This window comes from Alkalicoccus luteus, from assembly GCF_052061695.1.
In the GTDB taxonomy this organism is placed as follows: Bacteria; Bacillota; Bacilli; order Bacillales; family Salisediminibacteriaceae; genus Alkalicoccus; species Alkalicoccus luteus.
In genome coordinates, this window is sequence record NZ_JBPZEY010000003.1 from 273,746 (window position 1) to 300,548 (window position 26,803).

At 47.7% G+C, this 26,803-nt stretch carries 36 protein-coding genes and 2 pseudogenes; 10 read left to right on the forward strand and 28 right to left on the reverse strand.

What is annotated here, in order from left to right; translation table 11 throughout:
- Positions 1–94: 94 nt before the first annotated feature.
- The 14 genes and pseudogenes from ACSZLD_RS05670 to ACSZLD_RS05735 form a co-directional block, all read right to left on the reverse strand.
- Positions 95–229, reverse strand: a complete 135-nt coding sequence (locus ACSZLD_RS05670) for a hypothetical protein (protein WP_444684540.1) — start codon at positions 227–229, stop codon at positions 95–97.
- Between the two features lie 23 nt (positions 230–252).
- Positions 253–444 carry a hypothetical protein gene (locus tag ACSZLD_RS05675; protein ID WP_444684541.1) on the reverse strand — a complete coding sequence of 64 codons (192 nt, stop codon included), beginning with the start codon at positions 442–444 and terminating at the stop codon, positions 253–255.
- Between the two features lie 348 nt (positions 445–792).
- Complete coding sequence (locus ACSZLD_RS05680; RefSeq protein WP_444684542.1) at positions 793–1,311, reverse strand: GNAT family N-acetyltransferase; 519 nt, start codon at positions 1,309–1,311, stop codon at positions 793–795.
- A gap of 110 nt (positions 1,312–1,421) precedes the next feature.
- Complete coding sequence (locus ACSZLD_RS05685) at positions 1,422–1,628, reverse strand: helix-turn-helix transcriptional regulator (RefSeq protein WP_444684543.1); 207 nt, start codon at positions 1,626–1,628, stop codon at positions 1,422–1,424.
- Positions 1,612–2,115 (reverse strand): DUF6773 family protein, encoded by a 504-nt coding sequence (locus tag ACSZLD_RS05690; RefSeq protein ID WP_444684544.1) that lies wholly within the window; start codon positions 2,113–2,115, stop codon positions 1,612–1,614. Before ACSZLD_RS05690 ends, ACSZLD_RS05685 begins: the two co-directional genes overlap by 17 nt.
- A gap of 222 nt (positions 2,116–2,337) precedes the next feature.
- Entirely contained in the window at positions 2,338–2,796 is a 459-nt protein-coding gene (locus tag ACSZLD_RS05695) for a GyrI-like domain-containing protein (protein ID WP_444684642.1), read from the reverse strand.
- A gap of 129 nt (positions 2,797–2,925) precedes the next feature.
- Positions 2,926–3,039: pseudogene (locus tag ACSZLD_RS05700) on the reverse strand (AraC family transcriptional regulator); the annotation flags it as partial.
- On the reverse strand, positions 2,984–3,172 hold the full coding sequence (locus ACSZLD_RS05705; protein ID WP_444684545.1) for a hypothetical protein: 189 nt from the start codon (positions 3,170–3,172) through the stop codon (positions 2,984–2,986). The pseudogene ACSZLD_RS05700 and the gene ACSZLD_RS05705, both read right to left, overlap by 56 nt.
- Positions 3,173–3,258: 86 nt before the next feature.
- On the reverse strand, positions 3,259–3,498 hold the full coding sequence (locus ACSZLD_RS05710) for a helix-turn-helix transcriptional regulator (protein WP_444684546.1): 240 nt from the start codon (positions 3,496–3,498) through the stop codon (positions 3,259–3,261).
- A gap of 12 nt (positions 3,499–3,510) precedes the next feature.
- On the reverse strand, positions 3,511–3,804 hold the full coding sequence (locus ACSZLD_RS05715; protein WP_444684547.1) for a hypothetical protein: 294 nt from the start codon (positions 3,802–3,804) through the stop codon (positions 3,511–3,513).
- Between the two features lie 138 nt (positions 3,805–3,942).
- Positions 3,943–4,719 carry a DUF975 family protein gene (locus ACSZLD_RS05720; RefSeq protein ID WP_444684548.1) on the reverse strand — a complete coding sequence of 259 codons (777 nt, stop codon included), beginning with the start codon at positions 4,717–4,719 and terminating at the stop codon, positions 3,943–3,945.
- A gap of 41 nt (positions 4,720–4,760) precedes the next feature.
- A complete protein-coding gene (locus tag ACSZLD_RS05725; RefSeq protein WP_444684549.1) occupies positions 4,761–5,429 on the reverse strand; it encodes a hypothetical protein in 669 nt (222 codons plus the stop codon).
- 1,047 nt (positions 5,430–6,476) lie between these two features.
- Positions 6,477–7,556 carry an alpha/beta hydrolase gene (locus tag ACSZLD_RS05730; RefSeq protein ID WP_444684550.1) on the reverse strand — a complete coding sequence of 360 codons (1,080 nt, stop codon included), beginning with the start codon at positions 7,554–7,556 and terminating at the stop codon, positions 6,477–6,479.
- Between the two features lie 247 nt (positions 7,557–7,803).
- Positions 7,804–8,886 (reverse strand): alpha/beta hydrolase, encoded by a 1,083-nt coding sequence (locus ACSZLD_RS05735; protein ID WP_444684551.1) that lies wholly within the window; start codon positions 8,884–8,886, stop codon positions 7,804–7,806.
- 268 nt (positions 8,887–9,154) lie between these two features.
- Between ACSZLD_RS05735 and ACSZLD_RS05740 the strand changes: the two genes are divergently transcribed.
- The 6 genes from ACSZLD_RS05740 (at position 9,155) to ACSZLD_RS05765 (ending at position 13,887) form a co-directional block, all read left to right on the forward strand.
- On the forward strand, positions 9,155–9,634 hold the full coding sequence (locus tag ACSZLD_RS05740; RefSeq protein ID WP_444684552.1) for an AAA family ATPase: 480 nt from the start codon (positions 9,155–9,157) through the stop codon (positions 9,632–9,634).
- A gap of 107 nt (positions 9,635–9,741) precedes the next feature.
- Positions 9,742–11,025 (forward strand): patatin-like phospholipase family protein, encoded by a 1,284-nt coding sequence (locus tag ACSZLD_RS05745; RefSeq protein ID WP_444684553.1) that lies wholly within the window; start codon positions 9,742–9,744, stop codon positions 11,023–11,025.
- A gap of 147 nt (positions 11,026–11,172) precedes the next feature.
- Positions 11,173–12,000 (forward strand): hypothetical protein, encoded by an 828-nt coding sequence (locus ACSZLD_RS05750; protein WP_444684554.1) that lies wholly within the window; start codon positions 11,173–11,175, stop codon positions 11,998–12,000.
- A gap of 81 nt (positions 12,001–12,081) precedes the next feature.
- A complete protein-coding gene (locus ACSZLD_RS05755; RefSeq protein ID WP_444684555.1) occupies positions 12,082–12,903 on the forward strand; it encodes a hypothetical protein in 822 nt (273 codons plus the stop codon).
- A gap of 152 nt (positions 12,904–13,055) precedes the next feature.
- Positions 13,056–13,262, forward strand: a complete 207-nt coding sequence (locus ACSZLD_RS05760; RefSeq protein WP_377909745.1) for a hypothetical protein — start codon at positions 13,056–13,058, stop codon at positions 13,260–13,262.
- 37 nt (positions 13,263–13,299) lie between these two features.
- Entirely contained in the window at positions 13,300–13,887 is a 588-nt protein-coding gene (locus tag ACSZLD_RS05765) for a type 1 glutamine amidotransferase family protein (protein ID WP_444684556.1), read from the forward strand.
- Here the strand turns inward: ACSZLD_RS05765 and ACSZLD_RS05770 are convergent, their stop codons facing one another.
- The 10 genes and pseudogenes from ACSZLD_RS05770 to ACSZLD_RS05815 all read right to left on the reverse strand — a co-directional run bounded on the left by ACSZLD_RS05770 (position 13,888) and on the right by ACSZLD_RS05815 (position 21,007).
- Positions 13,888–14,040, reverse strand: coding sequence for a hypothetical protein (locus ACSZLD_RS05770; RefSeq protein WP_444684557.1), 153 nt, complete (start codon positions 14,038–14,040; stop codon positions 13,888–13,890).
- 20 nt (positions 14,041–14,060) lie between these two features.
- Complete coding sequence (locus ACSZLD_RS05775) at positions 14,061–14,222, reverse strand: hypothetical protein (protein ID WP_444684558.1); 162 nt, start codon at positions 14,220–14,222, stop codon at positions 14,061–14,063.
- Positions 14,223–14,643: 421 nt separating this feature from the next.
- A complete protein-coding gene (locus ACSZLD_RS05780; protein ID WP_444684559.1) occupies positions 14,644–15,495 on the reverse strand; it encodes a hypothetical protein in 852 nt (283 codons plus the stop codon).
- Positions 15,482–16,003 carry a GNAT family N-acetyltransferase gene (locus ACSZLD_RS05785; protein ID WP_444684560.1) on the reverse strand — a complete coding sequence of 174 codons (522 nt, stop codon included), beginning with the start codon at positions 16,001–16,003 and terminating at the stop codon, positions 15,482–15,484. Before ACSZLD_RS05785 ends, ACSZLD_RS05780 begins: the two co-directional genes overlap by 14 nt.
- Positions 16,000–16,176: pseudogene (locus ACSZLD_RS05790) on the reverse strand (GNAT family N-acetyltransferase); the annotation flags it as partial. The pseudogene ACSZLD_RS05790 and the gene ACSZLD_RS05785, both read right to left, overlap by 4 nt.
- 12 nt (positions 16,177–16,188) lie before the next feature.
- Positions 16,189–16,464: a hypothetical protein gene (locus tag ACSZLD_RS05795; RefSeq protein WP_444684561.1), complete on the reverse strand. Its 276-nt coding sequence runs from the start codon at positions 16,462–16,464 to the stop codon at positions 16,189–16,191.
- A 228-nt stretch (positions 16,465–16,692) separates the two neighbouring features.
- Positions 16,693–17,883, reverse strand: a complete 1,191-nt coding sequence (locus tag ACSZLD_RS05800; RefSeq protein ID WP_444684562.1) for a GTP-binding protein — start codon at positions 17,881–17,883, stop codon at positions 16,693–16,695.
- A 5-nt stretch (positions 17,884–17,888) separates the two neighbouring features.
- Positions 17,889–18,869 (reverse strand): CobW family GTP-binding protein, encoded by a 981-nt coding sequence (locus ACSZLD_RS05805; RefSeq protein WP_444684563.1) that lies wholly within the window; start codon positions 18,867–18,869, stop codon positions 17,889–17,891.
- A gap of 96 nt (positions 18,870–18,965) precedes the next feature.
- Positions 18,966–19,523: a dCTP deaminase gene (dcd, locus tag ACSZLD_RS05810; protein WP_444684564.1), complete on the reverse strand. Its 558-nt coding sequence runs from the start codon at positions 19,521–19,523 to the stop codon at positions 18,966–18,968.
- A gap of 560 nt (positions 19,524–20,083) precedes the next feature.
- Complete coding sequence (locus tag ACSZLD_RS05815) at positions 20,084–21,007, reverse strand: CobW family GTP-binding protein (RefSeq protein ID WP_444684565.1); 924 nt, start codon at positions 21,005–21,007, stop codon at positions 20,084–20,086.
- A gap of 170 nt (positions 21,008–21,177) precedes the next feature.
- Between ACSZLD_RS05815 and ACSZLD_RS05820 the strand changes: the two genes are divergently transcribed.
- Entirely contained in the window at positions 21,178–22,011 is an 834-nt protein-coding gene (locus tag ACSZLD_RS05820; RefSeq protein ID WP_444684566.1) for an alpha/beta fold hydrolase, read from the forward strand.
- On the opposite strand, the gene ACSZLD_RS05825 is transcribed toward ACSZLD_RS05820, so the two are convergent.
- Positions 22,004–22,660: a response regulator transcription factor gene (locus tag ACSZLD_RS05825; protein WP_444684567.1), complete on the reverse strand. Its 657-nt coding sequence runs from the start codon at positions 22,658–22,660 to the stop codon at positions 22,004–22,006. The two genes, ACSZLD_RS05820 and ACSZLD_RS05825, sit on opposite strands and share 8 nt — an antisense overlap.
- Positions 22,661–22,977: 317 nt before the next feature.
- Here ACSZLD_RS05825 and ACSZLD_RS05830 point away from each other — a divergent pair, with 317 nt between their 5' ends.
- Entirely contained in the window at positions 22,978–23,439 is a 462-nt protein-coding gene (locus ACSZLD_RS05830; RefSeq protein WP_444684568.1) for a flavodoxin, read from the forward strand.
- A 66-nt stretch (positions 23,440–23,505) separates the two neighbouring features.
- On the opposite strand, the gene ACSZLD_RS05835 is transcribed toward ACSZLD_RS05830, so the two are convergent.
- Together ACSZLD_RS05835 and ACSZLD_RS05840 are read right to left on the reverse strand one after the other, a co-directional pair.
- Positions 23,506–23,727, reverse strand: a complete 222-nt coding sequence (locus ACSZLD_RS05835; RefSeq protein ID WP_444684569.1) for a hypothetical protein — start codon at positions 23,725–23,727, stop codon at positions 23,506–23,508.
- A gap of 95 nt (positions 23,728–23,822) precedes the next feature.
- The gene (locus tag ACSZLD_RS05840; protein ID WP_444684570.1) at positions 23,823–23,954 is read right to left on the reverse strand and encodes a hypothetical protein; all 132 of its coding nucleotides are present in this window, start codon (positions 23,952–23,954) and stop codon (positions 23,823–23,825) included.
- 96 nt (positions 23,955–24,050) lie between these two features.
- Here ACSZLD_RS05840 and ACSZLD_RS05845 point away from each other — a divergent pair, with 96 nt between their 5' ends.
- Both ACSZLD_RS05845 and ACSZLD_RS05850 read left to right on the forward strand, forming a co-directional pair.
- Positions 24,051–24,470: an HIT family protein gene (locus tag ACSZLD_RS05845; protein WP_444684571.1), complete on the forward strand. Its 420-nt coding sequence runs from the start codon at positions 24,051–24,053 to the stop codon at positions 24,468–24,470.
- Positions 24,471–24,558: 88 nt separating this feature from the next.
- On the forward strand, positions 24,559–25,986 hold the full coding sequence (locus ACSZLD_RS05850) for a phospholipase D-like domain-containing protein (RefSeq protein ID WP_444684572.1): 1,428 nt from the start codon (positions 24,559–24,561) through the stop codon (positions 25,984–25,986).
- Here ACSZLD_RS05850 and ACSZLD_RS05855 read toward each other — a convergent pair.
- On the reverse strand, positions 25,983–26,792 hold the full coding sequence (locus ACSZLD_RS05855; protein WP_444684573.1) for a dihydrodipicolinate synthase family protein: 810 nt from the start codon (positions 26,790–26,792) through the stop codon (positions 25,983–25,985). The genes ACSZLD_RS05850 and ACSZLD_RS05855 overlap by 4 nt on opposite strands.
- Positions 26,793–26,803: the final 11 nt, after the last annotated feature.

Here is a 26,803-nt window from a genome sequence, read left to right on the forward strand (position 1 = left end):
TTCATCCATTGAAGCAAAAGGCTGCTAATCAACTTTAATTCTTCCTTTTAAATCCACCCGAAAAAATAATATTCTCTTCATAGTCAGAAATACTCTATTTTATTATATAAGCCTTCATATCCCCAAAGATATAGAAAATCGCTACACGATCTTTATCTCTAGGGTGTGTCTTATCACGCAGTAATAGTGAAAGGTATCTTTCTTCATGTTCCTGATCTAAGAATTCCATTGAGAATCCCCCTCCATGTAAGTTCAATTTCGATGTTCTGGATTGAGTAAATTAGCAAAGATGAACGAGCCTTTTTCCTTATAGTTTTCCGTAAGACTATGCAGCGCCAGGACAGATAAATGATTCTGTGAAATACCCGTTTCATTCGCCATTCGTTCTAACTCTTTTTTAAGGGCTGCTGGCATCGTCACTTGAAGCTTTTCTTTTTCGCTCACGTTAATACCTCCCTGATCGCAATTGATGATGTAGATGTTAATTCAATGGTATCACACTATCATTCTGATATTTTAATACTATCGTTTTTTATCTTCTCTATATTCGACATAAAGTTAAGCCAGCAGAGCAAAGGACTGTTCTGTTGGCTTTTTTATACACAATACATATTTATTAATTAAATATATATTAAGTAGTTAAACACATATTTAGTTATTTAATATATATTTACTCTTTATGCGGAGGAATACACACGTATTAGAATATCTTTACAATGGAGATAAAGAAAACAGCAGAAGGGCTCATCCCTCCTGCTGTTTTTTTGCTTTTTCACCTGTTAAAGGCTTTTCTTATTGACTCAGTTCAATCTCCCGGATATCCTCCCAGCCGTACACGATTTCGTTCAGCTTTTGATCCAGCAGTTCGATTTCGACACGGTCGATTTCTTTACCGCCGAGTGATTCGTAAAACTCCCGCGACTCATTTTCTTCTAATACGAGCACTGTCATGGAGTGCATCTCTTTCTTCACTAATTCGTCGACGATTGGCTCCAGCAGCTGTTTACCGACGCCCATGCGCTGATATTCGTCGAGTATGTACATGGCGTAAAGCTCTGCTTCGTAGTCGCTGTATTCACTTAGGCGCTGCTCACTCGCGTTCGCAAATCCAATGATCGATCCAAACTCATCTTCGGCAACGTAGACCATCTGATTGGAAATGATGCTTCGCCACTGCTTCGCGCGGCTTTCATACGTCATTTTATTCAATACTTTGTCCGGAACGATGTCGCTGTATGTACTTTTCCACGTATCCACCTGCACTTTGGCAACTGCTCGTGCATCTCGCGGCTTTGCTTCTCTGATCCTCATAAAACTCCCCTTTACGCTGACTGGTGATGCTTTCCCATTAGTCAGACCGTAACATACTGCGCTTCATGAGGAAACAGGTTGTTTTTTTATTGTTTCGCAGGGGCGCATCTTCACTCTTCCTCCGGCCAAAACAAATCGTCGAGCCGTTTGTTTAAAGCTTTGCAGATGGCGATGCAGAGATTGATCGTCGGATTGTATTTGCCGACTTCGATTAAGCTGATCGTCTGTCTCGTCACCTGCACCTGTTCGGCGAGCTTCTGCTGGGAAAGATTTGCTTCCTGGCGTGCTTGTTTGACGCGATTATGATTCACCTTCATCCTCCTGAAGCCGCTTTTTCGCCTTCCGCTCCGAGATCCACGGCATAAATCCGGTCAGCAGAGCGAGCGGGACGATATAGATGATCGCACAGACAAAAAAGACGGTGGCGAAATAGGTGATACTTTGCGTGGTCGTTTCTGCATAGTTTATCGCGCTGTTAAAAGCGAAGCTGAACGAAAACCCCAGCCCCAGCAGGCCTCCTGCAACAAAATAAAACGTGGAATATTTCTTCTTCTTTTTGACGAGGTACTCCTCCGCTTTATCTGTATAGAGCCCCATCATCTGATAGCGGATGCCGCTGTACAGACTCAGCAACAGCAGCAGCGCGACCTCGATGCTTAGAAACGCTTCCTGCGCACCAAATTGCACGTAGTTATAGATCAGCGAGGCCAGCAGCAGTGCGTATACGATGTACATCAGCTCCCGGTACACCTTGTTTTCCAGTCCTACTACTCGCTCATCCTTCTGACGGGTTAAAGAGACCATTGACCATCACTCCTTCGACTTGAATTACCTTTATCTTATAGGAGAAACTTCCATTTTGCAATATATATATTGCAAAAAAGGAGGATTTCCCTTCGATGATATGGACTGATGGGATAGCCCCTTCTTTGTAAGGCCATTCTTATTGTAAGACTATGTGCTACAACGTATTCACTAAGTCAACAGACAATAAAAAAGCAGCGCACGGCTTCTTTCCACCATCTCTTAGTTTTGGATTTTACCTTTTTGAACCGGGATCCAGATTTCAAATCCCTCCTCCACTCCTCTTATGATCTCCGGTGCCTTTGCCAGCTCATAGCCGGAAATGGGAAACCATTCGGTATAAACGCGTTCCCATGTGTCCAGCATGTTCTCAGAACGCTTTCCCTCAACGTGAAATACGGCCCATGTGTGAGCCGGGATATCCCATTGTTTCAGATGATCCGGGCACGCCTGAGTAGTCGCTGCAGCAATCATATAGTCGATGTCACCATCATCATTTGTGAATGAGAGATGCAGGACTCCCGACAGTTCCGTATTGGAGTATGGCTTCACTTCAGCCTCTATTGCTTCGATCTGCTTCCACATAGCTGGTTCAAACGTATCGTTTCCCTCTCCATATACAACAGTCTCTTGTTTCCCAACCACGGAAAATGCTTCTTGTTGAACAAACGTGTACTTCATACCTTCATCTCCTTGTATCGTTAGTTGGAAGGTGAGCCGAGGATAAGCTTTTAATAATGCATTACCGTGCTTGACCGTACTCGGTAAAACGCCGTGCATCTCCTGAAAAGCTCTTGAGAACGAATCGGCCGAGGTATATCCGTACTTTACCGCTGCGTCAATGATGCGCACCTCCGGGTCATGCAAATCAAAACCAGCAAGCGTCAAGCGCCTCCGTCGAACGTATTCGGCTATGGATAGCAATAAAGGAAAACATTCGCTTTGTGTGATGCTCCGAGTAACAGGCAATTCGGGCAACCGTCTGATAGTCTATCTCCTCTTTCAAGTGGTCCTCGATATAAGCGACAATACTGTTCATCGTCTCCAGTACGTTCATGCGCCCCCCTCCCTTCTTCTAAAGTGTACAAGTTTACCTCGAGGCTGATCCGATAAAACATGTTTCGATTTGCATGATTTCCTGATTTAAAACATGTTAAAGAACGACTCTTTTTTCTCTTCTGGATCGTCATTTCCCGGGTTAGGAAAGACGTCTGTAATATCAGCCTGAAAGTAATTTGCGATGCGGTACGCAAGCTCTAGCGAGAGGCTGTGGCGCTCTTTTTCGATCGATACAATCGTCTGTCTGCTGACGTTTACTTGTTTTGCGAGTTCTGCCTGAGTGATGTCATGCATCGCGCGGTATACCTTGATTCGGTTCTTCACTGTGGGGCCTCCCTACATCGCTCTTCTTGAAGCAAACCAAAGCAGCATGGAATGAACCGCTGCGCTAAGCGTTGCAGTCACAAGCAGCGTGTAAAACAAGTTGTGGAACAAGAAAGCCATCACATTCATTTCATACATGAGGCCAATGGCCATCACCATCAGAAACAACCAAAAATAAGAGATCCTGCTCACCTTGCCTTTGATCTTATGCGCACGTTCATCATTTATTTGATTGAAGATCACGAGCGAATAAAACGTGGAAACGATAAAAATAAGTACCAATATAGGCACGACAAATTGATCCATGAGCAAACTCCCCCTTTTCCATTTTTATACATAGTATAGTACACTAGTCTTTATGTAAAGTAAAGGTGACTTAAAGTAAAATAATGACAATTATATTGAAAATAAAAAGCAGCGCACGGCTGCTTTTTGAATAAACCTCTATGCTCCTGCGTTTACTTTACTGTGCCATTCCTCCCGCCGTTTTCTGCGTTTCAGCTCCTGATAAAAAGCGAGTCGTACGACTTCGTACACTACGATCATGACGATTGCTCCGATTATAAACAGCAGAGCGCCTGCGAGGATGCTGATGACTGCGAGCACGAACAGGCCGAGTAGTGAGAGGCGATAGCCTTTCATCATCGTGAAGCTTTCCCGGATGCTTTTCAGCAGGCTTTTCTCCGGGTACTCATAGAGAATATACCCGACCTGGGAGATGCCCAATAGGATCCAGATTAACAGCGTAAAGATGCCTGCATAAAACGCGAGCAGCATAGCTCCTCCTGCCTGCAGCGCCATCATATTACCGAACAGCCCGAGGATCCCGCCATACATAAACAGTGTTCCCACTACATCAAGTAGCAGATACGTCATGAAAAACACGGCGGTCCCTTTATACAAGAGGCTCCACTGCTTAAATGGATACGCACAAGCGCTCCAAAATCGCCTGCGCATCGTATGAGCCGTTTTTGTGATGTAATCAATTATGATAAAAAAGAGGACGCTGTTCACTGCTGCCGCTAAGGCTAGCGACAGTAAATTGTTTGTATTTGCTATAGTCAGCGGCTCCATTCGAACTTGAACCGTCCCTTGCACAGGCAGCGTTTCGAATACGAGCTTGATGACATATGCGAGCACGACGACTCCGATTATGTTTAACCAGCTGCCTCTTAATAGCTGAAAAGCGTCCTTTATACTTGTACCAACGATTCTAACCACAACCTCGCCTGCCGTTTTATGCTTCCTGGTGCTGCCTTATCTCATTCTGTATTTACTCTGTCGTGCATGCGTTCAATGGATTTTTCCAGACCGAACGTTTCCGTGACGCCGAATACATCTTTATCGGATTGACGGCCTTCATCGTTGATATACACGTCTATGTCATGCATAATGCGATGGGCATAGCGCAGAACGGAGGTGTCCTCGTTGTTAACGGCGTAATAAAACAGCTCCCGCGCGTTTTCCACGTCATCCCGCAGCTTCGAGTCGTCGAGCAGGTACGAAAGTAAATAGCTTAAGTCCGATCCCATCGGCACGTAGCTTTCACCTTCAAACTCTCTCGTTTCATGCACGAAGTCCGCAAATCGAAACTCGTCAATTGCGCCGTACCCGGTGATGTTATTAAAGGCTTCGTGAACCTCGTATATCAGCTGTTCTGCTTCCTCCCGTTTTCCTTCCTGGTAAGCAATATCTTCCGCAGCCTCTGAACGATCTAAGGAAATCGAGTCTGTCTCTTGTCCTTCCTCCATCTCCGTCTCTTCTGCTTCTGTATCGTTGTTCTGCTCCATATCGTGTGAACGGTCCTCATTCGCTTTATTCGATTCATCCTGTGCCGAGGACGATTCGGACAGCTCGATGTCTGATGCTAATGCGACCGTCGCTGAAATTCCGATTACGCCAATGATGGAAACAGCCAGTGCTTTTTTCATAAGAAAGTCCCCTTTATAAAGGTGCTGACCCGTACGTTACAGGAGGAGGCCTTCAAACACAAGGTTGATTTCACCATTTATTTTCCTTTCACTGGTATTCATAGGATAACCGTCGCAGGGCAGGCTTTATACAAAGAGTTCTGTTACTATGTATTGCTGACAGAAGGACACCTCACGACAACGCGGCAAGCTTGCCGTGGACGAGCTCCCCCGCTTCCTCGCTGCGCTGCAGGTTCTTCCCGGCGTACAGGCGTCCACCGGTTTTCGATTCGCTTCTATTCGATCTTACAAAAGAGAAATCGCTTCGATCTCTCCCTTTCCGCTCCGTAAAAAAGAGAGAAAGTGAATTTCAAGATGTCTGCGGTAAGAGACAGATTTAAAATCATCCCGTACTGAAAAGAAGAATCACAAAGGACTTCAATGCTGTAAGCGAAAAAGTAGCGGCAGGCGTATTGCGTTTCTATCAACATTAGTCATCAACAGTGACACTTATGCAATGACAACCTGCACGATGACAGATGAACATTTAACGCTGTGAAACGAAGGCGAGGACACCCTAAGGATCAGCGCAGTGTGAGAATCCATGTTGGCGACACGCTCTTTCGCCAACAGTAGTCGAGCACAAGCCATTGGGTAAGCCTTCGCCGAGAGTGGAACAGCTCGCTGTACGTTGTTTAAACGAGCTATTTTCAAGGTAGCCATTCAAAAAAACATCTCGTATATGTACATAATAAGTCGCTCACTGTGGTTAAGGCGCTTATCTCATAAGAACTGATTAACATGCGTTCCATTCGTACGCCATACTTTAGAAGGAGTCGATGATAATCGCTGAACTGCTGATTGTTGCTGCCGTACGTCTTCTTTTTTATGCTGCGAAAGGCGCTCGACGTGCACGATGAGAACTATGGATCTTATACGAATGCGCTTCAGGAAACGATGATTTGTTCCTCCTGCGGGAAGGTTCTAAATGAAACGTATCGAGCGGAGAAAACGAATACGATTTGTGACACGTGCCAGTGATTCAACCTAAAAAAATCTGCCTTCGCCTTAAAGGCGGGCAGACTTCTTTACTTCGTGCTGAAAGTGTTTGGAGATTTCATTGATCGCATCCGCTGCCTGCGGGTAATACCCGAGCTTGCGGACAAAAGCATGATCCATGCCCTTGTAACGAAAATGCCGAACCGGTACCTGCGCTTCAGCCAGCTGCTTGGAGAACGCCTCAGCCTGAACACGCAGGTAGTCGTATTCGGCTGTGATAATCGTCATCGGCGGAAACGTTGATTTGTCTTTTCGCAATAGCGGAGAGACGAGGGGTCTGTACACGTCTTCGAGGTTTTCCAAATACAAGCTTTGCACAAACATGAGCGAATCCTTCATCGTCACGAGCTCCCGGTAAATTAAATCTGCGTCTTCTTTCCTATTATAGTCGTTGATCCTCCACGTGTTTCGGGATAGCTCGGACAAATCAACAAGCGGGCAAAACATACCGATATACGTGATCTCCCACGGTTCTATGCCGCTGAGCTGGTGAAGACCGAGCGCAAGGTTGCCGCCTACGCTGTCACCGATTAAACCAAATTTGCTCCTGTCCATGTTCCATTCCTCTGCATGATCATAAAGATAGCGGGCCGCTTCCAGACAGTCGTTCAGTCCGTCCTGATACGGGTGTTCGGGTGCCAGCCGGTAATGGACAGCTGCTACCACTGCGTCAGCTTTCTCAGCGAGCAGCTTACATACGTTTTCCATCGCCTCAACGTCCCGTTCAAAAAACCCTCCTCCGTGCAGATAAAGCACGACAGGTTTTTTTCCCTTACCGTGGCGAAATACCGATAATGGAAGACTTCGGTTTTCTGCATGAATCGTCGCCATCGTTTTTTCGACGTCTGTACTCAAATCCCAGTTGTGCAGCTCCACGCGACGTCTAGCTGCTTCTAAATCTTCCATGTCCATCGGACGTCTGTTCCGTAAATCTGCCTCTGTTTTTAAATAGTGTTTGACGCGCGGATCGAGACCGCGTCGGCCTTCCTCAAAGGGAATCTCTTTATGCAGAATACTGATATTATCTTCTGTCGAATGAGCGATATTTCCTTCCAGCCTGCGAACGAGTTCCTCATGTGTATGTGACACAGGCGTCTGCCTCCTTTTTACCAAAACAAATCTGCTGGGGGAATGCTTCACAACAGCAGTGCGCGGGATCCCTATTTCATAAGATGAACAAGCGGGAATGTTTTTGTAAATTCTCTTCCACTTCATCTATTTAACTAAACGTCTTCAAAAGAAAATAGTCGTATATACGCTTACGCATTTAAATTTAACAGGAAAAAAGAAAGCCTTACAGGTTGTTTACGGTTTGCTTTAATGGGTGTGCACTTCGCTACAGGTCATTGTTCGCTTTTTTTAACACCTGTTTAAAATGAGCGGCAATTTCACTGATAGCATCTGCTGCCTGAGGATAGTACCCGAGCTTACGGACGAAGGCGTGGTCCATGCCTTTGTATTCAAAATGCCGGAAAGGGACTCCTGCTTTCTGGAGCTGCCGTGAAAATGCCTCTCCTTGAATGCGTAAATAATCAAATTCTGCCGTGATAAGGGTGATCGGCGGCAGGCTGGATTTATCCTTTCGAAGCAGCGGGGAAACAAGCGGCAGGTGAACGTCTTCCAAATTCGTCAAATAGAGCGTTTGAATAAAGATAAGCGACTCTTTTAACGTAACAAGCTCCTCGTAGATAAGCTCATAATCGGTATCCAGATCGTAATGCGTAATATTCCAGGATTCTCTCGATACATCTGAAAAATCGACCAGCGGGCAAAGCATCCCAATGTAGCAGATTTCCCAAGGCTCGTCTGTGCTTAAATGCTGCACGGCAAGCGCCAAGTTAGCTCCTACGCTGTCTCCTACAATCCCGATCTGGTTGGTTCGGACGCCGTACTCGTCTGCATGTTCATATATATATTTTACTGCCTCCAGACAGTCCTCTAAGCCATCCTGATACGGATGCTCCGGCGCCAGACGATATTCTACACCAACGACGAGAGCTTCTGCCTTTTGTGCGAGCAGCTTGCACACATTTTCCATCACGTCCACGTCGCGCTCAAAAAAGCCGCCTCCATGCAAATAGATCAGAACGGGCTGCGGCTTTTTTTGCTGATTGTAGATCGTCACGTTAATCTCGCGCCGATCGGCGTGTACAGAGGTCTTAGTGGCACGGATGCCAGAGCTTAAATCACGGTTGTATACTTCCACCTTGCTTCTCGTTACTTCCAGATCATCAATCTCAAGAGGGCGGCGTGCCCCGGGATGAACATGCTCCATCAGAAATCGCTTCACTCGCGGATCAAGTCCGCGTCTCTCCTCTTCAAACGGAATTCCTTTATAGAGAATATTTAATTCTCCCTTGGTCGTATGAGTGATTTTCTCTTTCAATCTGTTCGTTAATTCATCGTGCGTGTATGTCATGATGTGGGTTCCTCCTTTGCTGGCAATCGGGGAAATATTCGCTCGGTGCGCGTTCTGAAGCAGTCATGTACTCTGTTGACATATTTCTCAACGGCACGTAAGAGGCGAAACGGAACATTCATTAGCGTCACTAATTTTTTCCTTTTAAATCGTGACAGTAAACGTTAAAAGCAAGAAATAGTTATTCGTCCTTAGCTGTCTTAGAGAATCATCCAAACATGATAAAATGAGGTATCAACCTGGTTTGAACCAAATGGAGGCGGCAGATTTGACTGTTTTATACATCACCGGTCTTTCCGGTTCAGGTACATCTACTTTATTGGAAGAGCTGAAACGAGAAGGCATGGAAACCGTTGATTTAGATGAAGGCTTTACAGAGCAGGTGCCAATGGCTGGGGGCGGTTACGAATGGCTTCTCATCGAGGAAAAAGTAGCGGCGCTTTTAGCTGCTGAACGCAGCACCCCTTTAATCATGGCAGGCTGCTGTCGCAATCAAGGTAAATTCGCAGATCAGGTCGATGCTGTCGTTCTGCTGAGAGCGAAGCCTGATATTATGTTGAAACGAGTTGCTGAACGAACGACCAACCCTTACGGCAAAACGCCGGAGGAGCGCGAGGAGATCCTTCATAACTGGGAGCATGTTTTGCCCCTGCTGGAGAAAAGCGCTGATCTTATCATTGATACAGATGACCTTTCGCCGGCTGACGTTCGCTCCGTTATCCTGCACACCTTTCTGCCATCGTCCTGATTCATATCGGTACCAGCTAACCGGTTGGCATTAAATGGATTCGGGTATGGAAGATTAACGGCTATCGCTGCGCTCATTCTCTAAAAACGAGTAGAGGAGATGCGATGATGAAACGGTTCAATTTGGCTTTTTCCGGCGGTGGGTTTCGTGCAGCTTTCTTTTGTTTAGGCGCGTACAGTCGCTTTGTTGAGCTCGGCGTGCACGAATTTGTTTCGAAAATCAGCTCGGTTTCCGGTGGCAGCATCACAGCGGCAGTGATTATGAAGGAGCTTCGCCACGGATCGTTTACGAACCTGGATGATTTCAAGGAACGGGTAGAGGTTCCGCTGAGGGAGTTTGGCAGGCGCGGATTTCGCAACCATGTGATCCGAAACGCACTGCTTCCGCCAAGAAGACCGCTCCGCCCTGTGCTGCCACGTGCAAGGTTCAGCAGCCTGTCCCCGATCACATTGGACAACGAGCTGTTTCGTTCCCTGATGCGCGATGAAGACATCGTTTCCGGAATCACGCTTGACCAGCTGCCGGATTCGCCGGAATGGGAGTGCAATGCCACCAACCTGCATACATTGAAGCGGCTTTCATTCAGTAAACAAGGCATCACGGATGAAGTATTTGGCTACAGCCCGGACGTTGCAGACATTTCGGTAGCGGCTGCCGTCGCTGCCTCTGCTGCGTTTCCATTCATGTTTGAACCAGTCCGCTTTGATGTGTCAAAGCGGTCGTTTTCGAACATGGATCAGTCGTATTCGTTTTTCCTGCTGTCAGACGGCGGAGTGTACGACAATCTCGGATCTGAGGCGTTTCTGTCCGAGGCATCCAACGAAAAGGATGAGCCGGTCCCTTACCTCATTCTCGATGCGTCCGCCAGAAAAGCTGCCTGGAGCCCAAAAGAGCGGCGCTGGTGGGGGAAGCGGCAGTGGCGCATTTTGAGCGTCAGCATGGATCAGGTCGCCGAGCTTCGAAAAAAACTGATCCGTGGTCACGATTCCCTTGGCGTGCAGCTTGTGAACGTTGAAACGATGCAGCAAAATATCGAGTTTCAAACAACGTATTGGAATGCCCACTGGGAGAAAAAAGGGCTCGATCGCCGTTTAAAGCTGCCGAACTATCAGACGGAATTCGAACAAATTGAGCACATGCTCGCAAACGTACGGACCGATCTCGATGCCTTCAGCGAGATTGAAATCGGCATGCTCATGTGGGCCGGAGCGATGCGGGCCGATCTTGGCTGCCGAATCTTGTTTTCACCAGAAGAATTAACGTCGCTGCCAGGTTACAGGCCCCGCCACGAAGCACCTTCCCCGTGGGATTACCTGCGGGAGGACGAGACGGTCCTTTCAATTAAGAACGGATTAAAGAAATCCCACAAGCGCCGGCTTACCCGCAAGTAATCTGGCATGCAAAAGAAGGCTCTATCTGTTTTCGGATAGAGCTTTTCGCTGTAGGATGCCCCCCTGCTTTCGACTTTCAATATAGTAAATAATGGTTAATGAGTGTAAATGAGGGAAAAGAAAACCAGACACATTTTTCTAGGAGGCATGATGGAGAGAAAACCGAAGTCAGTCAAAACTTTAGTAAAGGAAACCTTTCAACAAATGAAGCAGCCCGGCACATGGCTGCCGGCATTTGTCGCACTTGTCGTCGTAACGCTGCCTGTGTGGATTTTTCTCCTCGTATCCAATCAGCCGATCTTTCTTGGAGAAGGCCGGCAATTTTCATTTGGGGAATTGATGCAGACAGGGGGCGCAAATGAGCACCCTTACCGTGCAGGCGGCGGAGTGTTAACGTTGCTGGAGCAGATTACCTACTTTGTGCTTCTCCCGGGTATTTATGCCTTCCTCATCTTAAGGCTGCTGTTTCCTGCAAAGGAATCGAAACAGCTGTGGAAAACGTCAGGGAAACGTATTTTGCCGCTGTTAATTGCGAACCTCATCCTCGGCATTATCGCCTTTGTCGTACTAATGGTACCACTCGTTCTTGGCATGGCCGGCGGTCCGTTTGTTTCGTTAGTGATGCTGGTGTTCGCCCTGATTCTTTTAACCGCACTGTTGATCAGGCTCAGCTTTTTCTTTGCGCTGATTACTGTGAGCGGAGAAACACCTCACTTCAGTCCGGCCTGGCATCTGATGACCGGACATACCGGGAAAGCCTTTCTCTTCCTGCTTTCGCTAGGTGTGCCGGGATTTGCGCTCGTATTCGGCATCGAACTCGTTATTCTCTCGATCCTCGGATACAGCGTGGCAGCGGAAATCATCGCTACGCTGCTCAATTTCCTGTTCTGGATTGTGCTTTTAACAGGCTACACCATGCTTTTCCGCAACATCTATACGTGGGAGGAAGAAAAAAAACCAGAGCTTGCCATGTAATGGAAACCGGGCTTTTCAAGCAGAAGCCCGGTTTCTTTGAGTTCACTACAACCACAAATTGTATGGGGAGGAGTGACCGGCATGCCTAAGCTGCTATCTGTCAGTGAATTAATTACCGAAACGTTCCGCTACATCAAACAGCCGGGATGGTGGGCTCCCACTTTTTTGGCGCTGATTGCGGTATCGCTGCCTGTATGGATCTTTCTTCTAATTTCGGATCAGCCTTTTCTCTATGGTGAAGGGCGCGAACTGTCCTTAGGAGAATTGAATCAAACCGGCGGGGCGAACGATCATCCTTTCCGCGGCGGCGGTGATACGCTGGTCCTTCTGGAACAAATCTTCTATTTCGCAGTCATACCAGGGATTTATGCCTTCCTTTTATTAAAACTGCTGTTCCCTGAACAAGAGACGAAGCAGCTGTTGAAAACAGCCGTGAAACGTATTCCCCTGCTTCTTTTTGCCAACGTCTTATTTGGACTTGCGCTGGGGGCCTTCATCATAGTGCCTGTCTTTTTTAGTCTCGCAGCCGGTCCCGTGATCGCACTCATTCTGCTCACTGTAACGTTTCTCTTCGCGTTAATCGGATTCGTCCGGTACAGCTTCTATTTTATTTTTATCGTGCTTACGGGTTCCGCTCCGCAGTTTAATCCGGCTTACCATTTAATGTCCGGCCACACCGGTAAAGCGTTACTGTTTTTCATCGTCTTAGGCGTGCCAGGTTACGTGATATTCTTCGGAAGCGAGCTGATCATTCTCTCCATCTTCGGTTACAGCATCCTGGCGGAAATACTGTCCATTATCTTCCTTTCGTTCCTTTCACTTGTTTTGATGACGGGATACGCCGTCCTATTTCGAAACGTGTACCGCTTGGAGGAAGAGAAGGAACCAGAGCTTGAAGTATAGCGACACGGAACGGGTCTTCCAAATGTGGAAGGTCCGTTTTTCATGATTCTCTTTTAGGATTGGAATCACTAATAACGGGAATGAACGTAGTAACGAAAGTCAGCTTCCATTTCAATTGACATCATGAGTGTGCTTCTTAGGGGGAACATGCAATGGAAATCCTCGCGGTTATTTTGATCAGCTCTGCTTTAGTTATTATGGGTATTCTTGTCGCAAATATTACGATTTTTACTCATATTGACAAAAACAGCCGCTCTGAGTATGAAAAGAATCAGGCCCGCGACCGGGTGTATATGCTGATCGGTCTGCTATTGTTTATTTTCACGATAAGCTATGGAATCCGTGTTTTCAGTGGGTAATGTAATTATGTTCATCCTATACAAGGAGGCGTGCATGATGAAAACAGCGTTGTTTCTCGTATTGGATCAATACGCAGATTGGGAAGGTGCTTATTTGGCTTCGATGCTGAATGAGGATGCAGAGTGGCAGGTGAAGACGGTATCTGTTAAGCATTCAGTAACATCCATTGGCGGATTTACGACGCTCGTTGATTACCTCGCCGGCGCTGAACCAGAGGACTACCACCTGCTGGTCATGGTAGGCGGCGACAGCTGGCATGAGGACTGGCCGGAGCTGACACAGTTCGTGAAGCAGGCGTTTAACGATGGCATTCCAGTCGGCGCGATTTGCGGAGCAGTCGATTATTTGGCGAGAAAAGGGTTCTTGAACGACGTCGATCATACGGGGAATGACGTGTCTAATTGGGCGGACTACCGGAACTATGAGCCGTCCGGTTCTTTTCTTCACGAGCAGGCCGTTCAGGACGGACGTGTCGTGACAGCAAACGGGACGGCTCCGGTGGCATTTACGCATCTCGTCCTGGAAATGATCGACTTCGCTCCGCCCGAAAAATTAGGAAAAGACATGTTTATGATCCAATACGGCATGTACCGCTTTATGGAGATGTATGGCGGCGATGAGTGATCAGCGGTCGCGATACACGACCATCGCTGCTATGTAAAACAGCGTCGCTGAAAACTTGATGTCCACTATGTCGATCCGACTATCTTCGAGAAACACATTGATTCGTTTATCCAGCTGTCTGCTGCTTAGTGCGTAAAATGATTTGACCCTCATAAGTAATGACTCCTTTTACATTAATGATAATCTCGTTTGGACGAATTATAAAAGTACGCGGCCAGCAGCAGGGATACGACCCCTGCACCAAGGCTGAACTCTGCCGGTACGACGATGGCCAGCAGGAAAAAAACGATCGCAGCAGCTATCATGACAAATGCTAATATTCGCTGTACATTCATCGGATCCTCCTATTAGTGAGTAAGGCGTGGAGCTTGTCTTGACAGTATTCCACATGACTATTTCCATTTTTGGAAAAATGATTCGAAAGCCCTTTCACGAAGCCCCTGCTATTCGCTATAGTAATACGTAATACGTACCCTCGAGGTGAAGCATGTATACCCATCAATTTCATGATTATGTTGACAAGCAGAATAGGCAGCTCAAGCTGAAGTGGCGCGTAATGGAATTCAAAGAAGAAGCCGTCGGAACACTTTGCCTGGACGTCTATCAGGACAACTGCCTTCAAAAACGCTTTGACTCATACGCTGAGGCATTTAACTACCTGGAAAACGCAGGCGCTTTTTTGACCGTCTTCCGAAAATCACCGTTTTGTTAAGTGAGAGCCAGCCGGGAGCACCGGCTGGTTTTTTATATTCCTCGCTAATCATTTATTCTCAGATTTGTGTTGCGATCCGGGTTATGTTCGTCCATCCATTTTTTCACTTCCGGAAGCAGCCACCCTTCCGCATCTTTTAAGATAGTTAACAACTCGTCTCTGTCAGCAGTTGGTGAAATAGCATAACTCAGCATCAGTCGCATTTTCTCCTGTAAAGTAGGATAATGCTCACTGAACAGTAGATAAGCGGGATACAAGTCACGTGAAAAGCGCTGAGCTTCTACTGTTTTGAGAGCCATGCCAGCTCGAACGATGATTTTCATGATCCAGCTGCAGCAGTCCAACATGTCCTCAGGATCATCTTCATTGTTAACAATATCCTGCTTAGCGCTTGCTAAGTGGCTTTCTACATAAAGGAGGTGAGCGTTTGCGAGAGCTCTGCTAATCCTAAACGGCGGCAGCTTTGGTTTTATGTGTTCTCCATACATACACACGCTTTGCGTTGAAATCATGAACGCCATCATGGAAAACTTTTGGCCGCCTGTTACATCTTCAGCTGTCACCGAGTTTAGTTCCATTCCGTTTAATACGTCATGCCCTTCAGCTATCTCCGATAACGATTTATCCAAAGCAGCCTCCACTTGATTTGTGATTGGTTTTTTTGTTATTAGAATCATGTCCAGGTCAGATACGTACTTGATTGCTTGTCCTTTTGGCACAGATCCTCGGAGATAGATGCTCTGTAAGTGATCTTTCACATGTAAAATACATGCATCAACGGCCTCTTCAATACCCTTCCAATAATGCATATCAATGTAAGAGGCACTTGTTTCGTTTATGATAAAACCATCTTGATCAACTTTGGCAAACTTGCCAATAGGCTTAATGATCGACACTGGCGCTTGCTCCTGAATCCTGGTTCACCTCCAACACCATCTCCACTGTTTTTAAAACGTGACCATCAATCGGGTCGTCGTACTCTCTTACAAACGTAAACCCTTTTGCATCATAAAATGCTTTTCCTGATCTGTTGTCTTTTTCAACTTCTACATAAAGCTCCTGAAGCTCCGGTAAAGCGCTGATCGCGGCATCTAAGAGCTTTGTGCCAATGCCGTTTCCCTGTACTTCCGGAAGAAGGTAGATTGCACCAAGCATGGCTTTTCCCTCATTGTTGACGTAGGTTGTGTTTATGAAACCAACGACGCGGCTCTCCTCTTCTGCTACGTAAAGTCTTGATCTTTCGAGACGCAGCTCCATTCGCTCCGTGCTGTAGGCTGCCTGTAAAAACCTTTCCTGCGAGGCCTCTGGAATAATGCCTTCGTATGTATCCTTCCACGAACGTGCAGCGACTTCCTGCACAGACGGGATATCTTCTGACGTCATTGGTCGAACATGATGACTCATGCTTCTCCCTCCAGCTTCTTTTCCATTATCATATTTGTCACGTCATATCCGGCGGACTGATACAGCTGTACTGCACGCTTGTTGTGTGCAAATACGTGAAGACCTAACACGGTGATGCCGATTCGCCGGGCCTCCCGCTCAGCCTCTTTAAGCAGCAGTCTGCCATACCCTCTGCCACGAAATGCTTAGTCAATCAGCACATCGTAAATGAAGCCCTTGCTGTTTTCCTGCGCCGCAAACCAGATCATGCCGATTGTATTCCCATCGACGACAGCTTCATATAAATACTGTCCTCCTGAATCCACGCCATCCGGCAATAGGTGCTCATAGGATTCTTTCGCGTTCGCCTCCGCATCTTCCTCCCGCCAATTGCCAGCTTTTACTTTTTCAGCGGCGTACAATCTCAGTGCCGTTTGCAAATATGTACGAAAATAAGCCTCTGTCATCGGAATGAGCTTCATCCTGAGCGCCTCCCTTTTGCATTTCTTTCTATATGAGTGTCTCCCTAAATTAGAGTATGACACATCCTCTCAAAAACGACACCTCGCTTTTCTCATACAGTCTTACTTGTTGTTCCAATCAAAACACTTCATTTGCTTCAGTGGCACTGCACGTTTCTATTACGACTGGACGAACAAAAAGAAGCCTCCGGCGCACAGCCGAAAGCTTCTTTTCAAGTATGGTGTTTTTTAATGCTGCGCTGCCGGCTGTTCTGCAAACGGGTTTGGCAGCGTGGACCAGTCTGACTGAAACTCTTCTGCTGTTAACAGACACTGATCCAGTTCGTTCTCGATGACCTCGCGGTTCAGGCTGATGCCAATCACGACGAGCTCTGTTTTGCGGTCGCCGAATTCCGGGTCCCACTCGTTTCGCAGCTGCTCATTCGCTTCGAGATACTGCTTTTGCTCCGTGTGCGGGAGCCCTCCGATCCAATACGCAATCGGGTTCAGTGAGATGGACGGGCCAGCCTGAGAGAGCATCAGCGCAACGTGATTGTGGCTCGCACACCAAATCACTCCTTTTGCCCGGACGACTGCTTTCGGCATCGCACCGAGCCAGGCAGCAAGCCTCCCGGAGTGAAACGGCATTCGTCTGCGGTAGACAAAGCTTGCAATACCGTATTCTTCTGTTTCCGGCGTATGTTCCGGCGCTTCAAGTTCTTTGATCCATCCGGCTGACTGACTCGCATGATCGAAATCAAAGCGTGTTTGATTGAGTACCTCTTTAGCCTGTATCTTCCCGTAATTCGTGCGGATAACGTCTGCTTCCGGCTGCAGCTTGCGCATCACCTTCTCCATCGCCTCCAGCTGGCCGGCTTCGATCATATCCGTTTTATTTAAGACGAGCACGTTGCAAAATTCAATCTGATCAATAAGCAGATCAACTACCTCACGACGATCGTCCTCTCCAAGTGCTTCTCCCCGGTCAAGCAGCGAGTCACCGGATTCGTAGTCGTGCCAGAACCGGTAGGCATCGACGACTGTAACCATGTTGTTAATGTAGCAAAAGCGCGTTAAGTCAATTCCGGTTTCTTCATCGATATATGAAAACGTCTGCGCGACTGGTACCGGTTCACTGATACCCGTTGATTCGATGACGATATGGTCGATATCTCCTTGTTTTACGAGATTTTCGACTTCTACAAGCAGGTCCTCCCGCAGCGTGCAGCAAATACAGCCGTTCGACATTTCCACGAGCTTTTCTTCTGTTCGCTTAAATCCGCCTTTTTCTACAAGATCTGCATCTACGTTGACTTCACTCATATCATTTACGATAACAGCGATGCGAATGCCTTCGCGGTTTTGCAGCAGGTGATTCAGCATCGTGGTTTTTCCTGCTCCAAGGTAGCCACTCAACACAGTTACTGGTATTTTTTCCATTCCACTCATCCTCTCTCTGTTCCTTCTTCCACAGCCTCACAGCATGCGTCAAAACAGGCTTGAAACCACTCCTGATCAAGGTCCTCCCCGATAATCACAAGCTCGCTCACCCGCTTTTCACCGGGGCTCCACGCATCTCCTACGATTGATGCGACAAGCATATGTACGCCTTGAAAGAGGAGCTTTCGGTTAAACTCTGCCGCATAGAGAATACCCTTGAACCGGTACATGGCTTCTCCTTTTGTTTGCAGCACCGTATCAAACCATGACTCAAACGGACGCATCGCAACTGGTTTTTCGGAGCGGACGACGATGGCGCCCGTACCTTTATGCGGCGTTCTGGCTGCATCGAGGTGAATGTGTTTTTCCTTGAGCTCAAAGCTGTACCGATCCACCAGCTGGTTCACGTCTGCATCGGAACAGTCCGTGACCAGACAGGCGGCCTCCGGGTTCAGGCGTGTTAATGTCTCTATGCTCTTTGTGGCCTCATCCGCAGACACGAGGCCTGCTTTGTTGATGACCAATACGTCTGCAAAGGCTGCCTGCTTTCGTGCTTCTTCCTGTCGCTGCAGCTGCGTCTGAACGTACACGCTGTCAATGACCGTCACGACGGCATCCAGCTGATAGCGTAAGGCGAGTTCTTCGTTGGCGAGAAACGACTGAATAATCGGGGCAGGCTCCGCGAGACCGGTTGTTTCGATGATGATTCGGTCAAATGGCTTAAAGCCATGATCCTCCACCGCATTCGCGAGGCCGAGCATCGTCTCAATTAAATCGGTTCGGATGTTGCAGCAGATGCAGCCGTTGTTCAGGCTTAATACGGTTTCATCAGCACCGATTACTAGCTGCTGATCGATACCTGCTTCCCCAAATTCATTGACTATCACCGCAATCCGTTCATGCGGCCGCTCCTGTAATATCCGGTTTAACAGCGTCGTTTTCCCTGCTCCTAAAAAGCCAGTCAACACGGTAACTGGAATAGACACGTTTATTCACCCGCTTCTATTTTTTAAACTGACTGGTAATTGATTCGTAAATCGTAATAATTACGATTTAAGAACTTTAGCTTACCTCATGTGTGGCTAGGTTGTCAAACCGCTTCGCTTTGGATTATCGCGATCCTGGTAAATTCGGCTTCCGGTTGCACCGCGCTGATGCTGATATTTTCCGGCATACGGCGTTTTAACGGATTGATCCATTTTTGCAAATACGAGCTGGCAAATCCGCCTTCCAGCCTGGATCTCGATCGGCAAGTGGTTGGCGTTGAACAGCTCCAGCGTTATCTCACCGTGGAAGCCGGGGTCCACCCAGCCGGCGTTTTGAATAAATAAGCCTATCCGTCCGATGCTGCTTCTTCCCTCTACAAATGCACTGACGGTATCCGGCAGCTGGATCACCTCATTCGTCGTTGCGAGAAGAAACGACTGCGGCGGTACAATCACCCGCTGGCTTTTAAACGATTCCTCTGTGTGAGGAAATTCCAGTGACAGCATATCAGCCTGGTGCGGATGCACGCGGCTGAACGAATCGCCAAGCGTGAGATCGATGCTTGCCGGTTGAATCTGATCGCTGGTTATTGGACTCACGCCTAAGGTGCCTTGCTGCAGCATCGACTGAATCGTTTGATCTGATAAAATCATCGTTGCACTCCCTTATGTCGAAATGATGAAACTGCTGTTATTATAAATCGTAATTATTACGATTTAAAGAGCGGATTTGGTTGAGATGCGGGTGATCGCTGAAAGGGATTTGAATTCGCTGGATGAAAGTTATTAAAAAGGCGTGCCAGTTTATTAAACGGAGCATCAAAGTTTTCAAACGCGACGCTGAACTTATTATTCTAAGGCTGCATCTTTTCATAGTTATCAACTCGCGTTCGCGATAGCGAAAATCTTATTAAAGTCGTGCCTGAAGTTTTCAAACTCGGCACTGAAGTTATTATTTCAGCTTCCACATCTTGTGAAACAAAAGAAGCTGGGCTCAGAAGAAAAAGATAAACATTTTCAGCTAAAAGTTGAACGTTTTGCTTCCTCAAATAACGTTTTTTTCGTTATATCAGTCCTAAGTTGATGCTCGTAAACACTTGCCGGCGAAGGTTAATGCTTTTGCGGCTGAAGTTAATGATTTCGAAAGCAAAGTTAATGCTTTTGCGCCAAAAGTTGAACACTTTCCGGTCGCGCACTAAAAAAGCAGGCCCTATTCAGGCCTGCTTTTGCTGCTCCAGCTCTCTCATTGCGTGATGCAGCGCATCGTGATCGAGCTGATCGCCGATGAAGACGAGCGTGTTCGTATACTTTAAATCCGCCGGCTGGTAGACCGGCATACCGTATGAATACTGAAACAACAGCGTTTTCCCTTCCTGAAACCGGAGGTAGCCTTTAATACGGTAAATCGAATCCGGCATGTCACGTAAAAACGACTCAAACTGCTCCTCGTCGACTGGCTTCGAAAACGTATAAACAAACGTTTTGATATGCAGCTGATCAGCAGCGTGCAGCTTCACGTGGTCTCTGGTTACCTTTTTCCGGGCAGCGGTCAGCTCACTCGGATCCACCCTCGCAAAGGTCGTCGGCACGATGTTTCCATCCGGATTAAGCCCCCGGATCTCCGCTTCGATTGCTTGTTTGTCGTCAGCCGATACACTGTCGATTTTATTTACTAACACAAGATCCGCGTGCTTCACCTGCTCCGAAATAAGCTGGCGCATTTGAATGTTCAGCGTATCCCGCTTCTGCCAGGTCACCGCGTCGAGCAGCGTGATGACAGATTTTATATTTAATCGGTTCGCAAGCATCGGTGAGAGCGACGCGTGAAGAACATCGACCGGATGAGCGACGCCGGTTGTTTCAATATAAATGGCGTCCAGATCGTGGTCCTGCACCAGTCCGGAGAGTTTAATCTCCAGCTTGTCGGAGAGCGTGCAGCAGACACAGCCGTTTAACAGCTCCTGCAGCGGAGTGTCTTTTGGAACTGCATCTGAGTCAATCGATACATTTCCAACTTCATTCATGACAACGCCGATCTTTCTTCCCTGCTCCTTCTCATGCGCAAGCAAATGCTGGAGGAGCGTCGTTTTTCCTGCTCCTAAAAAGCCGGACAGCACTATGATTTCAACTTGTTTCATCCTGATTCATCCTTTCTGTCATGCTCCCCTACGATAACGTATTTCTCATAAAAACGTAAGGCTTCTACTTTTCTGTTTACATGACGTCGTTGGTACGTGCTTTTTTTACGGATAGTGATAAACTAAGAACACTACGATCGTCGCGCTTGAAAAAGAAGGAGGTTAGCAGCGTGAATAACTACTGGTTAACGAAGACGTTTCACTCTTCGTACGGGTATGTAAGGTATGGGATTTGCGGAGAGGGCCCGCCGCTCGTTCTCGTTCATGGCACCCCCTGGTCTTCCTTTAACTGGCGGCATCTGATTCCGGGATTAAGCGAATGGTTTACGGTTTATTACTATGATTTAGTCGGATACGGAAAATCTGAAAAAGCGACCGGCGACGTCTCCCTCGGCATTCAGCATCACGTGCTGCACGAGCTGCTCGCAGAATGGCGTATTCATGAACCTGTCGTTGTTGGCCATGACTTTGGCGGGTCGACGGCGCTCAGGACGCACCTGCTCCTGAATGTTCCATACAAAAAACTCGTGCTGATTGACCCTGTCGCGCTCGCTCCGTGGGGGTCTTCCTTTTTTTCGCATGTGGCCAGACACGAGGAGGCCTTTCGCGGCATTCCCGGCTACATTCACGAAGCGATGGTATCCGCCTATGTACAGGATGCGATGCATACACCGATGCCTGCTGATACGCTGAAAGGCACGATCACACCCTGGCTGAAAGAAACCGGGCAGGCGGCGTTTTACCGGCAGATCGTCCAGGCAGAGCAGCGCTACACCGACGAAATTGAGCCGTTATATGCATCGATGACGGTGCCGACGCTCATTTTGTGGGGTGCCGAAGACGAATGGATTCCGATCGGTAAAGGTCGTGAGCTGCGGAGGCGAATTCCGAATGCAGCTTTCCGTTCCATTCCGAACGCAGGCCATCTCGTGCAGGAAGATCAGCCTGCGACCCTGCTTGGCTATTTGGCACGCTATTTAGTCGATGACGAGAATGCTATTTAGCTTTACGTACATGACTGATCACGATCCAGCCATCACGAATGCCCTGTTGGATAAGAGCCGGCTTTCGCTTGCTCGACAGGTTCAGCTTGTGAAAAATGCGGTTCAGCATGCTCGTAATCGAGTTTGGCGAATAATACAGCGTGCGGGCGATTTCTTTGTTGTTTTTCCCTGAGAGCACTTCTTGAATAACGATGCGCTCCGAAGCGGACAAGCACTCCGGCAGCAGCTCAGCGTTCATGATGATTTCGCGCTCCCGGAGCTGCGGCTGCACAGCCGGCATGTCACGCACGAGCTGGATCACCGCGTCTGATGAACAATAGTATCCTTTATAGTGAATCGTAAGCCCGACAAGCTTTCGGTGGGAATAAATATCCTCATAAGCAGCCACTATATCAAACCAGAGGGCGAGCCGCTTATTTTCTTCATACGTCAGCGTTCTTTCCGTGAAGAGGACGTTGTAGTCATGCTCTTTCACGTTTGGCAATGGCGCAATTTTAAACGGCAGGCCCGCGTTGGCAAACCAGATCACGGTGCTCGCAGGAGGTTCGATCGTATCATCCTTCTGCAGCTGGGTGTCGATCTCCGCCATCCACTGCTGATCCACCGTGCAATACCATCCCTTTTTGCGATAGGCTTTCTGTTTAGGCATTTTTCACTCCCACCTTTCCTTCACCTACTCCTTCTCTGTTTAACTAACAACACCTTGTGCTTTTGAGAAGATCCGATATTATTGACGCAAAAGCCGCATGCTCCTTTTTCATCAACCGATTTCATTTATGAAATACGAAGCAGTCTTCATTAGGATAAATGTTGATAAGGAATTGCATGCTGCAACAGATCTCTCTCTGATGACGCTGAACCTGTAAATGGCGAGTCCTATTCGATCCCGCGGGTCATATGATAGGATGAACATAACCCATTAGCAGACCATTATTTTCGGTCAAATCAGGAAAGGGAGTGTAGGCAATGTCAGTTCTGCTCGTTTACGCGACGCTCAGCGGTCACACGGAAGAGCTTGCGGAGTTAATCAAGGATCGGTTGGAAGAAGCGGATATAACCGTGGATGTCAAAGAGGCATATGAAGCAGAGCCGCACGAATTTGCTTCCTACGACCTCGTTATTATCGGCACGTATACGTTCGGTGACGGAGATATTCCCGATGACGTGATTGATTTTTACGAAGAGCTGCAGCAAACCGACCTGACAGGACAGCTATTCGCTTTGTTTGGCTCGGGAGATACGAGCTACGAGCATTTTGCGGGTGCTGTCGACCGGATGGATGAAGCAATTCGCGAGCAGCACGGCATGTTGATCGCGACAAAAATGAAGTTCGATTCCGACAACGATATACAGGAAACGGAAGAGCAAGTGGACACGTTTGTTGCGGAGATTTTAGACGCTCGCGATCAATGGCAGGTTCACGGATAGATCAACACGGCATCCGAGAACAATCGGGGTGCCGTGTTTTTTATCATTCCCGGTTGTGAAATAACCTCATTCATTTCCCCGCTTAAAATTACCTGTAGCTTTTGCCATCAGAAGCTGCCTTTCTTTTTCGTCAGTGGCATTTGCTGCCCTCGCTAAAAACTTCTGCGCCTGCTTTCCCTTCAGCGTCGTAACCTGTCTTCCCTCGTAGTCAATGAACACCGTCTCCTGCTTCGTCACGCGGTAGCGAAAGGGCTCGTGGCCAAGCTGATTTCGTTTATCGATACTCATTAGGTTCCGCCTTTTCTTTAATCAATTTAATTCGGTCTTTTCTATTTTAACCAACCATGAATCCTGTCAGTACTCTCTCCCATTAAAGTAAGTATTTAACCTTCCTTTAGCTTTTCCTCCAGCTCCATCACTTTTTTCTCCAGTTTGATGACTTTTCCGTTTAAAGTGACAGCAAGTCCTATCGCACCTGAGGCTACTGCGAATGCAATGATGCTCATGGTTTCCATAGTGAATCCACCTTTCCGTATGTGTAGTAAAAGGAATTTATTTACTGTTTCTATGATATCATAAGGATAGACGATGTGTTTTAGGAGGTTTGTGCGATGACGTGTTTAGGCTGCCGGCTGGCGCTGCAGGAAGAACGTGCTTTTGTTGTGTACGAAACTAAATGGGTGACATGTATTCTTGATATTCTTCCTTTTAATCCGGGGCATGTGCTGATTTTACCGAAGCTGCATGCGCTCGACGTGGACGATCTCGATCAACAGACTGCTCATGAGGTGATGGAGGCTTCCAGAGTTATGTCCAGGGCGATGAAAGCTGCTTATCAGCCGGATGGCATCTCGATTGTACAAAATGGCGGAACGTTTAACGACTTGGATCACTATCATATGCACGTCGTGCCGCGGTATGAGGAACAGGATTTCGCTGACTTTCACCGTGCCTTTCCGGAAACTGAACCGGTATCTGACGAGGAGCTTTATAAAACACAGAAATATCTTCAAAAATACATCATTAGATAATTTCGTTTATAAGCAGTATGTTTGCCTCCTTTTTTACAAGGTAATAGAATGATAAAATCATCTTTTGTCCTATTTTTGGAGGCGTTTTATGGTGCAGAAGGTTCTTTTCATCGTAGCTGGTCTGGCCGGTGCGTTTTTGCTGTATCTCTGGATCGGCGGGGTGCTCATGCTGCAGCTGACGGTACCGGAGGAAACAGGCCAACCTGATACGGATCGATTTATGAGCGAATCCGACTCTCACGACCGGGTCGCGCTGATCCACGACCGGATTGAATCGAAACAGACCCGCACCTCACTGAAGAAGCAAGCGGAAGACACGCTCGATGTAACGATGTTTAAAATAACGGATGGCACAGCGGACATGATCTTTTATACATCTTTATTAGAAGCTGCAGATCGTGGCGTTCACGTTCGCGTGCTGCTGGACGGCATGTTTTATAACCTGCGCGGTGAAAAAGGCGCTATTGTTGAGGCATTTACGCACCATGACAACATGGAACTGCGCTTTTTTGAACCGGTTAATGTGCTGAAGCCGTGGACGTTAAATAACCGTATGCATGATAAGCTGCTGATTGCTGACGATACGTTCGGTATGATCAGTGGCAGAAACATCGGCGACCGCTATTTCGCGCGGGAAGGTGTGGAAGGAGCAACAGATGACCGCGATGCTGTCGTGTATAATCCGCAGGGCGCCGACTATGAAGAGAGCGGCGTTATGCAAATGCAGCGGTATTTTGATGAGGTTTGGACGAGTGACTATGTCGAGGATGCCGCAGATGGTTTATCAGAAAGTCAGCTGGATGATGCGGAAGAAATGCTGGAAGTGCTCCGCGCAGAGCATACGTCACTGCAGGACGAAGAGGCTGATCTTTACGGCCATACGTATGATTGGGAAGAACGCACATACCCTGTTAACCAAGTGACGTTTATTCATAACCCGCTTGGCAGAATGAATAAGGAGCCTTGGGTGTGGCAGGACCTGACTGCGCTGATGGAGGAAGCCGAGTCGTCTGTGCTCATGCAAAGTCCGTTTATCGTGCCGACGAATCCAATGCTTGATGCATTGAATCGGGAAGCGCTGCCAGAGGAAGTCCGGGTTGTAACGAATTCCCTTGCGGCTTCCCCCAATCTACCTGCTTATTCCCGCTTCACGGCTCACCGTGAGGACTTAGCCGCTTCCCAAGCTGATTTATTGGAGTATCAGGCAGAGGAACACTCGATTCACGGAAAATCGTACGTGTTCGACGACCGTTTATCCGCAATCGGCTCCTTTAACCTTGATCCGAGAAGCGTGTATTTGAGTACTGAGAGCATGCTCGTTATTGACAGCGAGGATGTGAACCATGAGCTGCGCACCGAGCTCGAGCAGCTGATGAACGAGCAAAGCTTGCAGGTGACAGAAGACGGAGACTATGCAGAGTCGGACCATGTGGACCGTGCGGAGACGCCGATTACTGCTGAAATCGGAAAACGACTGCTCAGACCGATCACCGCTCCATTTGAGCACTTGTTTTAATCGCTGCTCATTCCAAGCGGTGGTCTGCATGCTCCAAGATTCGCTTCCTGCTTCACCCGAACGATCGGATTTTTGCTATACACTGTCTGCATCATACGCTCGATGTCCTTCTGTTCAGAGGCATCGGGCGTTTCATTTGCCAACAGCTGCTGCAGCCATTGCTTTATTTCAACAGGATAAACATTCCCGGCGATGGACGAAAGCCGGTTATAGCCGAAGCGGATCTTCTCAGCAAGACCTTCCTCTCCGCCTGCATAAAACGAAAATTCGCGATCGAGTCCGTTTTGCACGGCTTGTATTTTTTCAGGTCCGCCGAGATCCTTGATGCCGATCACATTCTCATTTTGCGCAAGTGTGATTGCGCTCTCAGATGATAAATCAAACCCGGTTCTGCCTGGATTGTTATAGAGAATGACCGGTTTTTGACAGCGCTCGATCAGCCGTTTCGCATAGGCTACGGCTTCAGTCTGAGAAGGTCGTATGTACGGCGGAAAACCGATCATCACGCCAGACAGCTTCGTTTCGGAAGCCTTTGCGGCCAGCTTCTCTGCATCCTTCAGCCGGACAGCTGCGATGCCAAACAAAACCTCCATCTGATGAAGCGCTGATTCGCTGATGGATTCCATCATTTTCAAGCGTTCATCCACACTTAAGCTGTGCTGCTCGCCAGTTGAGCCGCTGATCAGCACTGAGCGGACTCCTTTTTTCTGAAGGGACTTGATATGTGCACTTGTCGCCTCCATGTTCACATCCTCTTGTTGATCAAAAACAGTCGGTACAGCAACGTGCATCGTTTCGTACAGCATAGAACCTCTCC